Origin of the sequence: uncultured Amaricoccus sp., from assembly GCF_937891315.1 — a bacterium.
Lineage (GTDB): Bacteria > Pseudomonadota > Alphaproteobacteria > Rhodobacterales > Rhodobacteraceae > Amaricoccus.
The window spans coordinates 1-11,421 of the sequence record NZ_CALAGI010000154.1 but is presented as its reverse complement, the minus strand read 5'-3'; the positions used below and the strand labels follow the sequence as shown (position 1 = coordinate 11,421).

Sequence of the window (11,421 nt, the reverse complement as noted above, 5' to 3'; positions counted from 1 at the left end):
TCGGGGCGTTTGCCCATCAGGCGCTCGACGAGGTCGCCGGTCTCGCCCTCGTCCTCGGCGATCGTCACCTTGATCAGGGTGCGGGTCGCCGGTGACATGGTGGTGTCCTTGAGCTGGGCCGGCATCATCTCGCCGAGGCCCTTGAAGCGGCTGACCTCGACCTTGCCGCGGCCGCCGAGACCCTTCGCGAGCAGCGCCGCCTTCTCGGCGTCGTTCGAGACATAGACCGATCGCGCGCCCTGGGTCAGCCGGTAGAGCGGCGGGGCGGCGAGATAGAGATGTTCATGGTCGATCAGCGGCCGCATCTGGGTGAAGAAGAAGGTCATCAGCAGCGAGGCGATATGTGCGCCGTCGACATCGGCGTCGGTCATGATGATGATCTTCTCGTAGCGCAGGTCGGCGACGTCGAAGCGCGAGCCGGCCTGCACCCCCATTGCCTGGCAGAGATCGGCCAGCTCCTGGTTCTGGGTCAGTTTCGACGAGGCGGCGCCGAGCACATTCAGGATCTTGCCACGCAGCGGCAGCACCGCCTGGGTCTTGCGGTCGCGCGCCTGCTTGGCGGAGCCGCCGGCGCTGTCGCCCTCGACCAGGAACAGCTCCGACCCTTCGCGGCTGGCGCCGGAGCAGTCGGCGAGCTTGCCCGGCAGGCGCAGCTTCTTCACCGCCGTCTTGCGCTGGGTCTCCTTCTCGGCGCGCCGGCGCAACCGCTCCTCGGCCTTCAGCACCAGATAGTCGAGGATCGCCCCGGCGGTCCGGGTATCGGCGGCGAGCCAATTGTCGAAATGATCGCGCACCGCGCCCTCGACCAGCCGGGCGGCGTCCTGGGTCGACAGCCGGTCCTTGGTCTGGCCGACGAATTCGGGATCGCGGATGAAGACCGAGATCATGGCGCAGCCGCCGGCCATCACATCCTCGCGGGTGATCTGCGCCGCCTTGCGGTTCGAGGTCAGTTCGCCATAGGCGCGGACGCCCTTGAGCAGCGCGGCCCAGAACCCGGCTTCGTGCGTGCCGCCCTCGGGCGTATGGATGGTGTTGCAGTAGGAGGAGACGAAGGCGTCGCGCTGCGGCGTCCAGTTGATCGCCCATTCGACCGAGCCGATCGTGTCGCCGCCGAACCGGTCCGCGAATTCCACCCGGCCCGCGAACGGCTTCTCGGCATAGGTCTGGGCGCCGGCCAGCCGTTCGCCGAGATAGTCGGCGATGCCGCCGGGGAAGTGGAACACCGCTGTTTCGGGCGTGTCTTCGCCGGGGGCGAGGCAGGCGGGATCGCATTTCCAGCGGATCTCGACGCCGGAAAAGAGATAGGCCTTGGAGCGCGCCATGCGCAGCAGCCGCGCCGGCTTGAAATGCGCGGCGGCGCCGAAGATCTGGGGGTCTGGATGAAAGGTGACCGTGGTGCCGCGGCGGTTCTGCGTCGCCCCCAGCGGGCGCAGCGGCGCCACCGGAACCCCGCGCGAGAATTCCTGGAAATAGAGCTGCTTGTTGCGCGCGACCTCGACCCGCACATGGTCCGACAGCGCATTCACCACCGAGACGCCGACACCATGCAGGCCGCCCGAGGTCTGATAGGCCTTGCCGGAGAACTTGCCGCCGGCGTGAAGCGTGCAGAGGATGACCTCGAGCGCCGACTTGTCGGGAAACCGCGGATGCGGATCGACCGGGATGCCCCGGCCATTGTCGCGGACGGTGATCGAGAAATCCGCGTTGAGCTCGACCTCGATCCGGTTGGCATGGCCGGCGACCGCCTCGTCCATCGCATTGTCGAGCACCTCGGCGACCAGATGGTGCAGCGCACGCTCGTCGGTGCCGCCGATATACATGCCCGGTCGCTTGCGGACCGGCTCCAGCCCTTCGAGCACCTCGATCGAATGGGCGTCATAGGCCTGGGACGAGGGATCCTCGCCGAAGAGATCCGGTGCGTGAACCAATGCGCGGCTCTTTTCTTTTTGATCGCCGTTCGCCATGGATAGCGAAGGACTGCTGATGGCTTCCTATATCTTGTTCGTGGGCGTCGGCAAAGGGGTTTGGGATGACGGGAATTTTTCAATCCTCGCTGCCGGTCGCGCCCTGGATGGAGGAGCATACCTTCCGCCTGCCCGGGACCGTGCCGATCGCGCCTGAGACCTGGTTGCAGCGCGACGAGGTCCATGCGGAGCAGATGGCCCTGCGCGACCGGCTGATCGCCGAGCGTCCCGAGGCCGTGCATGCGCTGGCCGACAGCGCGCTTCCGGCGGCGCGGGAACTGCTCGGGATGGTGCTCGCGCATGTCGGAACGGACGCCGGCTATCGGATCGGGGAGGCCGCGGCGACGCGACCCGATGGGGTGACGGTGCCGCTGGATGGCCCGCCGCTGATCGCCGCGGGGCGGCTGGTGCAGGAGGATCTGGTGATCCTGGAGAAGCCGGAGGGCGAGACGGAGCATGTGATGACCGGCGCGCTCGTCTGCTTTCCCTCGAACTGGACGCTGTCGGAGAAGTTCGGGCGGACGCTGGGGCGCATCCATCTGCCGGTGGCGAGCTACGACGCGGAAATCGCCCGGCGGGTGCAGCGGCTGTTCGACGGGATACGCGAGGGCAAGCCGATCATGCGGGCGAACCTGCTCGTCTATGGCAAGACCGACCTGCACAATCCCCGGCACGAACACGACCGCCACCATCCGGCGCCGGACGACCGCCGCTATATCCGGGTCGAGCGGCAGACCTTCACCCGGCTGCCGGTCAGCCGGGCCGTGGTCTTTGCGATCCACACCTACATGGTCGAGCCGGACGCCCTGACCCCGGACCAGCGGGAACGGCTGCTCACGGCGCGGCCGGATGTCTTCGGAGCGGAGCCATGAAGGTCTTCGCGCTGACCGGGGCGGGGGTTTCGGCCGAGAGCGGGCTCGGCACCTTTCGCAGCGTGGACGGGCTCTGGAGCCGGTTCGATCCGATGCGCCTCGCGACGCCCGAAGGCTTCGCGGCGGATCCGGCCGCGGTGCATGAATTCTACAACCTCCGGCGCCGGAACATGGCGGCGGCCGCCCCGAACGCCGCGCATTTCGCGCTGACCGAGCTCGAGACTCGACTGGAGGCGCGGGGCGGCGAGCTGTTTCTCTGCACGCAGAATATCGACGACCTGCATGAACGGGCCGGCTCGCGGCGGGTCTGGCACATGCATGGCGAGATCGCGCGCGCGCTTTGCCTCCACTGCGGGACGCGGCGGGACTGGCGGGGGGATCTGGCGGTGGAGCTTGCCTGTCCGCGCTGCGGACGCGCCGGCGGGCTGCGGCCGGACGTGGTCTGGTTCGGCGAGGTGCCCTACGGCATGGAGGAGATCGAGGCGGCGCTGGAGGCGGCGGATCGGTTCGTCGCGATCGGCACCTCGGGCTCGGTCTATCCGGCGGCGGGCTTCGTGGCGAGGGCGGGGGATCTCGGTATCCCGACGATGGAGGTCAATCTCGAACCATCCGACGTGGCCGGACTGTTCGGCGAGAGCCTCTACGGACCGGCGACGGAGACCGTGCCGGCGCTCGTCGCGCGGCTGCTGGGGTAAATCGACAAGGGAAGGGGCGGACCGGCTGGTCCGCCCCCCTGGATGCGATGCCTGAAGGACAGGATCAGGCCGAGTAGTACATCTGATATTCGATCGGATGCGGCGTGTGCTCGAAGGCGTAGACTTCCTTCCAGCGCAGCGCCGAATAGCTCTCGATCTGGCCGGGGGTAAAGACATCGCCGGCCAGGAGATAGTCGTGGTCGGCCGCCAGGCTGTCGAGCGCTTCGCGCAAGCTTCCGCAGACCGTCGGGATCGCGGACAGTTCCTCGGGGGGCAGGTCGTAGAGGTCCTTGTCCGACGCCTCGCCCGGGTCGATCTTCGACTTGATGCCGTCGATGCCGGCCATCAGCAGTGCCGAGAAGGCGAGATAGGGGTTCGCCAGCGGATCGGGGAAACGGGCCTCGACGCGCTTGGCCTTCGGGTTGTCGGTCCACGGAATACGGACGCAGCCCGAGCGGTTCGACGCGGAATAGGCGCGCAGCACCGGCGCCTCGAAACCCGGGATCAGACGCTTGTAGCTGTTGGTGGTCGGGTTGGTGAAGGCGTTCAGCGACTTCGCATGATGCAGCAGGCCGCCGATGAAATAGAGCGCCTCCTGGCTGAGGTCGGCATATTTGTCGCCGGCGAAGACCGGCTTGCCGCCCTTGTAGATCGACATGTTCACATGCATGCCGGAGCCGTTGTCGCCGTAGTACGGCTTCGGCATGAAGGTCGCGGATTTGCCATAGGCGGCGGCGACCTGCTGGACGATGTACTTGTATTTCTGGACCTCGTCGGCCTGCTTGGTCAGCGTGCCGAAGATCAGGCCGAGCTCGTGCTGCGGCGAGGCGACCTCGTGATGGTGCTTGTCGACCTTCATGCCGATCCGCTTCATCGTCGACAGCATCTCGCCGCGGATGTCCTGCATCGTGTCGACGGGCGGGACGGGGAAATAGCCGCCCTTCAGGCCGGGCCGGTGACCGGAATTGCCCATCTCGTAGACGGTGTCGGTGTTCCAGGACGCGTCGAGCGCATCGATCTGGAAGCTGACCTTGTTGATCGTGTTGGCGTAGCGAACGTCGTCGAAGATGAAGAACTCGGCCTCGGGGCCCATGTAGGCCTTGTCGCCCACGCCGCTGGCGATCAGATAGGCCTCGGCCTTGGAGGCCGTACCGCGCGGGTCGCGGTCATAGGGCTCGCCCGTGTCGGGCTCGACCACGGTACAATGCACGCAAAGGGTCTTTTCCGCGAAGAACGGATCGACATAGGCGCTGTCCGTGTCGATCATCAGCTTCATGTCGGAGGCTTCGATGCCCTTCCAGCCGGCGATCGAGGAGCCGTCGAACATCATGCCTTCGTCGAGGAAATCCTCATCGACGAGGTCGGAGCACACGGTCACGTGCTGCAGCTTGCCCTTCGGATCCGTGAAGCGGATATCGACATACGGAATGTCGTCCTCTTTGAGGGATTTCAGAATGGACTCTTTGCTCATCGCTGTTCCTTGAGAGTGTCAAACGCGCGTGATTGACAGGTCGGGTATGCGCCCCCGCCCGGCCTGTTGTCGGTCGGGCGTCAGAGGGCGTCGTTGCCTTCTTCGCCGGTGCGAATGCGGATGGCCTGCTCGACCGGCAGGATGAAGATCTTGCCGTCGCCGATCTTGCCGGTCTTGGCGGCGGCTATGATCGCCTCGACGGCGGCGTCCACCTGCTCGTCGGCGAGCACGACCTCGATCTTCACCTTGGGCAGGAAGTCGACGACGTATTCGGCGCCGCGGTAGAGCTCCGTATGGCCCTTCTGGCGTCCGAAACCCTTGGCCTCGGTCACGCTCAGGCCCTGGATCCCGACCTCCTGCAGCGCTTCCTTCACCTCATCCAGCTTGAACGGCTTGATGATCGCTTCGATCTTCTTCATTGACGGCAGCTCCCTGGCCAGTCTGTGGCGATGCGGTCGCCGGATTTGGACCCCGAAGAACCAGCTTGCCCGGGGGGATTCAATCCAGCCCGCCCGCGGCCGCCGATCAGGGCCGGATTTTCCCGCGAATATGCCTATGTATTGAGCAATTTGACCAATAGGCAAGCAAATTAAGAAAGTGTAAACCTGTGACTCGCGGCCCGGCGAGCAACGTCGGACGCTGTTCCCGGCGGCATTTCGGCCGGGGCGCCGAGGTGGTGCGCGGGCGCGATTTTTCCCTCGCACGCCCCGGCGGGGTCTGTTAGGAGACTGCCTCTGTCGGGATCCGGGGGGCGACCCTTTGGTCCGAAGGCCCCCGCGGGCGTGGCGGAATTGGCAGACGCACCAGATTTAGGTTCTGGCGCCGCAAGGCGTGGGGGTTCAAGTCCCTTCGCCCGCACCAGAGGACAACGGCGAGGATGGAGATGCAGGTTACCGAGACCCTGAATGACGGCTTGAAGCGGGCCTATGCGATAACCGTACCGGCCTCCGAGCTGGAGGCGAAAGTCGCGGAAAAGCTGGAGGAAGCCCGCAAGGACTTCCAGATGAAGGGTTTTCGCAAGGGCAAGGCTCCGGCCGCTCTGATGAAGAAGATGTTCGGCAAGTCGGTATTGGGCGAGGCGATGCAGGAGAGCATCGACGATGCGATGCGCCAGCATTTCGACGCCACCGGCGACCGCCCGGCCGCGCAGCCCGAAGTCAAGATGACGAACGAGGACTGGAACGAAGGCGACGACGTCGAGGTCTCGATGAGCTACGAGGCGCTGCCCGAAGTGCCCGAACTGGCACTCGACAGCGTGAAGATCGAGCGGCTGGTCGCCGAGATCGAGGATTCGGCGGTGACCGAGGCGCTCGACAATCTCGCCTCCTCCGCGACGGTCTACGAGGACGCGGCCGAGGGGGCCGAGGCGAAGTCCGGCGATCAGGTCGTGCTCGACTTCAAGGGTTCGGTCGATGGCGAGCTGTTCGAGGGCGGGGCGGCCGAGGATTTCCCGCTGGTGCTCGGTTCGGGCAGCTTCATTCCGGGTTTCGAGGATCAGCTGATCGGGACGAAGGCCGGCGACGCGCTCGACGTGTCGGTGACCTTCCCGGAGAGCTATGGCGCGCCGAACCTCGCCGGCAAGGACGCGGTGTTCGCCTGCGCGATCAAGGCGGTCAAGGCGCCGAAGCCGGCCGAGATCGACGACACGCTGGCCCAGCGCTTCGGCGCCGAAACCCTCGATGCGCTGAAGGAACAGGTCCGCGCCCGGCTCGCCGACGAATACGCCCAGGCGAGTCGCGCGGTGCTGAAGCGGCGACTGATGGACGCGCTCGACACGCTGGTAAGCTTCGAGCTGCCGCCGAGCCTCGTCGAGGTCGAGGCGCGGCAGATCGCGCACCAGTTGTGGCACGAGGAGCATCACGATCACCACGGCCACGATCATCCCGACATCCAGCCAACGGACGAGCATCGCAAGCTGGCCGAGCGGCGGGTGCGGCTTGGGCTGCTGCTGGCCGACATCGGCAACCGGGCCGAGGTGACGGTCGGCGAGCAGGAGATGCAGCGGGCGATCTTCGCGCAGGCGCGGCAATATCCGGGTCAGGAGCGGCAGTTCCTCGAGTTCGTGCAGAAGAATCCTCAGGCGCTGCAGGGGCTGCGCGCGCCGATCTTCGAGGACAAGGTGGTGGATTTCATCGTCGGCAAGGCCGAGGTGACCGACCGCGGCGTGACCAAGGACGAGCTTCAGGCGGCGATCGAGGCGCTGGACGCGGAAATCGCGACCGAGCTCGAGGTCGCGCCGGCCGGCTGACCCCGGCCGCCGGCATTCAAGAAAGGCGCGTCCCCGCGGGGGCGCGCCTTTTGCTTTGCGACATCGTCGATGGTCGGGTGCGACGCGGCGACACGGCCTCCGGCGGTGACTTCGACCGAGACCGGGCGGTCGCGGATCATCGCCGACGCCAGCCGAAAGAGCTTCCTTCCGCTCGCAGGGCGACACGCGGATGACCTTGTCACGGAGCGCGCTCAGCATCCGCTCCTTGGCGACCGTCACCCTGGTCGTCATCGACGAACCTGCGCGGGAGAAGACCCAACCCTGCGGGTAGCGCCCCGCTGTTCCAAACCCGCCTGTCCGGGCCTGTCGGGCGCCCGACCGCGGGGGCGCCCGATAAGAAGTTGTTCACTCCTTCGGCCAAAGAATGCCCCCGGCCTGGCCGAGGAGGAGCACCGTGGAAGCGCGAAGGATTTACCCGATCCGGTCGGCGAGGCGCCGCGCGGCCGTTTCGATCGGTGACCGCGCATGAAGGTTGCGCTGGTCCACTATTGGCTGGTCGGAATGCGCGGCGGCGAGAAGGTGCTGGAGGCGCTCTGCCGGATCTTTCCGCAAGCCGATATCTTCACACTGGTGCTCGATCCCGGCAAGATTTCTCCGACCATCGCGCGCCATCGCATCGAGACCTCGTTCCTGCAGCGGATCGGCGGCCGCCGGCACTATCAGAAGATGCTTCCGCTGATGCCCTTCGCCCTGGAGGCTTTCGATCTCACCTCCTATGATCTCGTGGTGTCGAGCGAGGCGGGGCCGGCGAAGGGGATCATTCCGGCGCCCGACGCGGTTCATGTCTGCTACTGCCATTCGCCGATGCGCTATATCTGGGACCTGCAAGCGCAATATTGCCGCGAGTCGGGTTGGCTCACCCGCAAGATGCTGCGGACGACCGGTCCGCTGTTGCGCCAGTGGGATGTGACCACGGCGGCGCGGGTCGATCATTTCGTTGCGAATTCGGCGTTCGTGGCGAAGCGGATCGAGAAATACTATCGGCGCGAGGCGAGCGTGATCCATCCGCCGGTTGATCTCGACCGGTTTTCGATCAGTCCCGAGGTCGCGGACTACTATCTCTGCGCCGGCCAGATCACGCCCTACAAGAAGATCGAGGTCGCCGTGGACGCCTTTACCCGCAGCGGCCGCCCGCTGGTGGTGATCGGCGGCGGCGCTTCCCCGGCCCTGCGGCGGCGCGCCGGACCGAACGTCGCCTTCCTCGGGATGGTCGATGATGCGACCATGGCGGAACGGTTCGCCAGGTGCCGCGCTCTCGTCTTTCCGGGCGTCGAGGATTGCGGCATCGTGCCGCTCGAAGTGATGGCGAGCGGCCGGCCGGTGATCGCCTTTGGCCGCGGCGGCGTGACCGAGACGGTGACAGCCGGCGAAACCGGGCTGTTCTTTCATGATCAGACGGCCGAGGCGCTGAACGACGCCGTGGATCGGTTCGAAGCCACGATCAGCGACTTCCAGCCCGAGGCGATCCGTCGCCATGCGCGGACGTTCGGCGGCGCCGACTTCGAGCGGAAGCTCGCCGCCTTCATCTTCGACAAGGTGAACGGCGACCCGCGACCTTCCGCGCACCGGCCCCGCGCCATCCCGGCGACGGGACGGACCAGCGATGTCGCGGCTTGACTCGCGCCAAAGGCGAGTATGCTGGGGCGGGCCTTGCAGTCGCCCGGAGCGATGACTAATCTTGAGACACCTGGCGTGCCCGATCCGGACGCCCAAGCAGCCACAGGCAAGTTTCCCAATGAAAGATCCGGTTGAAACCTTTATGAGCCTCGTGCCGATGGTGGTCGAACAGACCGCGCGGGGCGAGCGCGCCTATGATATCTTCTCGCGCCTTCTGAAAGAGCGGATCATCTTTGTCTCCGGCCCGGTGCATGACGGGATGTCGACCCTGATCGTCGCCCAGTTGCTGTTTCTCGAGGCGGAGAATCCGAAGAAGGAAATCTCCATGTATATCAACAGCCCGGGCGGTGTTGTCACCTCCGGCCTGTCGATCTATGACACGATGCAATATATCCGCCCCCCGGTCTCCACCCTCTGCTGCGGGCAGGCCGCCTCGATGGGCTCGCTCCTGCTGACCGCCGGAGAGAAGGGCATGCGTTACAGTCTGCCGAACAGCCGGATCATGGTGCACCAACCCTCCGGCGGTTTTCAGGGGCAGGCGACGGACATCATGATTCACGCCCGCGAGACGCAGGCGTTGAAGGACCGGCTGAACCAGATATACGAGTATCACACCGGCCAGACCTTCGAGGCGGTGGAGCAGGCGCTGGAGCGCGACCGATTCATGACGGCGCAGGATGCGAAGGACTGGGGCCTGATCGACGAGATCGTGCAGAAACGCGACATCGTGGAGCCGGCGACCTGATGGCAGCCGGACGTCGCGCAAGCGTGTGGGGCCTTTGGACTTGTAATTCCCGATGCTTGCATGTTCCTATGGCAAATGCCCGGGCCAAACCGCGGCCCGGTTGGGTGTATGGCGCAGGATGCATGGCGCAAGCCGGAGGCGGACTATGAGCAAGACGAGCGGCGGCGACGCGAAAAATACCCTCTATTGCTCGTTCTGCGGCAAGAGCCAGCATGAAGTGCGCAAGCTGATCGCTGGACCGACGGTCTTCATCTGCGACGAATGCGTCGAGCTTTGCATGGACATCATCCGCGAGGAAACCAAGAGCAATCTGGTCAAATCTTCGGACGGGGTGCCGACCCCACACGAGATCTGCAAGGTTCTCGACGATTACGTGATTGGCCAGAAGGTCGCGAAGCGTGTGCTGTCGGTCGCCGTGCACAACCACTACAAGCGGCTGAACCACGCGACGAAAAATTCCGATGTCGAGCTGCAGAAGTCGAACATCATGCTGATCGGCCCGACGGGCTGCGGCAAGACGCTGCTCGCCCAGACGCTGGCGCGCATCCTCGACGTGCCCTTCACCATGGCCGACGCGACGACGCTGACCGAGGCCGGCTATGTCGGCGAGGATGTCGAGAACATCATCCTGAAGCTGCTGCAGTCGGCCGAGTACAATGTCGAGCGGGCGCAGCGCGGCATCGTCTATATCGACGAGGTCGACAAGATCAGCCGCAAGTCCGACAACCCCTCGATCACCCGCGACGTGTCGGGCGAGGGGGTGCAGCAGGCGCTGCTGAAGATCATGGAGGGCACGGTGGCGAGCGTGCCGCCGCAGGGCGGGCGCAAGCATCCGCAGCAGGAATTCCTGCAGGTCGACACGACGAACATCCTGTTCATCTGCGGCGGCGCCTTCGCCGGGCTCGACAAGATCATCGCCCAGCGGGGCAGGGGCTCGGCCATGGGCTTCGGCGCCGATGTGAAGGGTCAGGAGGAACGCCGCGTCGGCGAGCTCTTCCAGGAGCTCGAGCCGGAGGACCTGCTGAAGTTCGGACTGATCCCCGAGTTCGTCGGCCGCCTGCCGGTGCTCGCGACGCTGACCGACCTCGACGAGGCGGCGCTGATCACCATCCTGACCGAGCCGAAGAACGCGCTGATCAAGCAGTACCAGCGGCTCTTCGAGATGGAGGACGTGCAGCTCACCTTCACCGAGGACGCGCTGAAGGCGGTGGCGAAGCGGGCGATCGACCGCAAGACCGGCGCCCGCGGCCTGCGCTCGATCCTCGAGGAAGTGCTGCTCGACACGATGTTCGAACTGCCCTCGATGCAGAATGTCGAGGAAGTCGTCGTGAACGAGGAATGCATCCTGCGCAAGGGCGAGCCGCTGCTGATCTACGCCGACCGCAAGGAAGGCTCGGCTTCGGCGTCGTAGCGGCGCCGCGGCCCGGGAATTGCCCGCACCGTTCTTGAGGCGCGAATTGATGTTCGCGCCCAATGGCCGCCGGCATCGGTAGGCGACGAAAGGTCGTATTCCGCAATTCGGTCCCGGGTGTGTTCGAGAACGCGATCGACTGGATGACCCGGCCGGCCGAGGACATTCCGCGGGTGTTCGGCGGCGAGCCGGGCGCGCTGATCGGTGCCTCGCCGGGTCGGAGATCGTGGACGGGCGCCTGACCGGCGAGGAAGCCCGCAAACGGTTGGCGGCGTATCTGAGCGGCTTCGCGGGCTATGTGAAAGCGTAGGGCGGACCTCGGTCCGCCTTTGTTGGGCGCGGCCTGCGGTCTCGCCCGGTCGCTGGTGAGGCGCATG

Annotated in this window: 10 protein-coding genes and 1 tRNA gene; 8 read left to right on the top strand and 3 right to left on the bottom strand. The window is 65.8% G+C overall.

Annotation, left to right across the window (positions count from 1 at the left end; all coding sequences use genetic code 11):
- Nucleotides 1-1,964: DNA topoisomerase IV subunit B (gene parE / locus Q0480_RS14925; RefSeq protein WP_299134104.1), on the bottom strand; the 1,964-nt coding region annotated here is incomplete at its 3' end.
- A gap of 65 nt (nt 1,965-2,029) precedes the next feature.
- On the opposite strand from parE, the gene Q0480_RS14920 reads away from it, so the two are divergent.
- Both Q0480_RS14920 and Q0480_RS14915 read left to right on the top strand, forming a co-directional pair.
- Nucleotides 2,030-2,836, top strand: coding sequence for a DUF3445 domain-containing protein (locus tag Q0480_RS14920; protein WP_299134102.1), 807 nt, complete (start codon nt 2,030-2,032; stop codon nt 2,834-2,836).
- Nucleotides 2,833-3,531 (top strand): NAD-dependent deacylase, encoded by a 699-nt coding sequence (locus Q0480_RS14915; RefSeq protein WP_299134101.1) that lies wholly within the window; start codon nt 2,833-2,835, stop codon nt 3,529-3,531. The genes Q0480_RS14920 and Q0480_RS14915 overlap by 4 nt, the downstream gene beginning before the upstream one ends.
- A gap of 64 nt (nt 3,532-3,595) precedes the next feature.
- Here the strand turns inward: Q0480_RS14915 and glnA are convergent, their stop codons facing one another.
- Entirely contained in the window at nt 3,596-5,002 is a 1,407-nt protein-coding gene (gene glnA / locus Q0480_RS14910) for a type I glutamate--ammonia ligase (RefSeq protein WP_299134099.1), read from the bottom strand.
- Between the two features lie 80 nt (nt 5,003-5,082).
- Entirely contained in the window at nt 5,083-5,421 is a 339-nt protein-coding gene (locus Q0480_RS14905) for a P-II family nitrogen regulator (protein ID WP_299134097.1), read from the bottom strand.
- A 357-nt stretch (nt 5,422-5,778) separates the two neighbouring features.
- Here Q0480_RS14905 and Q0480_RS14900 point away from each other — a divergent pair.
- The 6 genes from Q0480_RS14900 (at nt 5,779) to Q0480_RS14875 (ending at nt 11,286) form a co-directional block, all read left to right on the top strand.
- Nucleotides 5,779-5,863 (top strand) — tRNA-Leu (locus Q0480_RS14900).
- Between the two features lie 22 nt (nt 5,864-5,885).
- On the top strand, nt 5,886-7,250 hold the full coding sequence (tig, locus tag Q0480_RS14895; protein ID WP_299134096.1) for a trigger factor: 1,365 nt from the start codon (nt 5,886-5,888) through the stop codon (nt 7,248-7,250).
- A 486-nt stretch (nt 7,251-7,736) separates the two neighbouring features.
- Entirely contained in the window at nt 7,737-8,888 is a 1,152-nt protein-coding gene (locus tag Q0480_RS14890; RefSeq protein WP_299134094.1) for a glycosyltransferase, read from the top strand.
- A gap of 118 nt (nt 8,889-9,006) precedes the next feature.
- Complete coding sequence (locus Q0480_RS14885; RefSeq protein WP_299134093.1) at nt 9,007-9,633, top strand: ATP-dependent Clp protease proteolytic subunit; 627 nt, start codon at nt 9,007-9,009, stop codon at nt 9,631-9,633.
- A 145-nt stretch (nt 9,634-9,778) separates the two neighbouring features.
- Nucleotides 9,779-11,044 (top strand): ATP-dependent Clp protease ATP-binding subunit ClpX, encoded by a 1,266-nt coding sequence (gene clpX, locus Q0480_RS14880; RefSeq protein WP_299134091.1) that lies wholly within the window; start codon nt 9,779-9,781, stop codon nt 11,042-11,044.
- Between the two features lie 62 nt (nt 11,045-11,106).
- On the top strand, nt 11,107-11,286 hold the full coding sequence (locus tag Q0480_RS14875; RefSeq protein ID WP_299134090.1) for an NAD(P)H-dependent oxidoreductase: 180 nt from the start codon (nt 11,107-11,109) through the stop codon (nt 11,284-11,286).
- Nucleotides 11,287-11,421: the final 135 nt, after the last annotated feature.

What these genes read in the sequence shown, in the direction of transcription:
- Q0480_RS14920 (WP_299134102.1), top strand. Translation starts at nt 2,030, where the DNA reads ATGACGGGAATTTTTCAATCCTCGCTGCCGGTCGCGCCCTGGATGGAG.
- Q0480_RS14915 (WP_299134101.1), top strand. Translation starts at nt 2,833, where the DNA reads ATGAAGGTCTTCGCGCTGACCGGGGCGGGGGTTTCGGCCGAGAGCGGG.
- glnA (WP_299134099.1), bottom strand. Translation starts at nt 5,002, where the DNA reads ATGAGCAAAGAGTCCATTCTGAAATCCCTCAAAGAGGACGACATTCCG.
- Q0480_RS14905 (WP_299134097.1), bottom strand. Translation starts at nt 5,421, where the DNA reads ATGAAGAAGATCGAAGCGATCATCAAGCCGTTCAAGCTGGATGAGGTG.
- tig (WP_299134096.1), top strand. Translation starts at nt 5,886, where the DNA reads ATGCAGGTTACCGAGACCCTGAATGACGGCTTGAAGCGGGCCTATGCG.
- Q0480_RS14890 (WP_299134094.1), top strand. Translation starts at nt 7,737, where the DNA reads ATGAAGGTTGCGCTGGTCCACTATTGGCTGGTCGGAATGCGCGGCGGC.
- Q0480_RS14885 (WP_299134093.1), top strand. Translation starts at nt 9,007, where the DNA reads ATGAAAGATCCGGTTGAAACCTTTATGAGCCTCGTGCCGATGGTGGTC.
- clpX (WP_299134091.1), top strand. Translation starts at nt 9,779, where the DNA reads ATGAGCAAGACGAGCGGCGGCGACGCGAAAAATACCCTCTATTGCTCG.
- Q0480_RS14875 (WP_299134090.1), top strand. Translation starts at nt 11,107, where the DNA reads ATGGCCGCCGGCATCGGTAGGCGACGAAAGGTCGTATTCCGCAATTCG.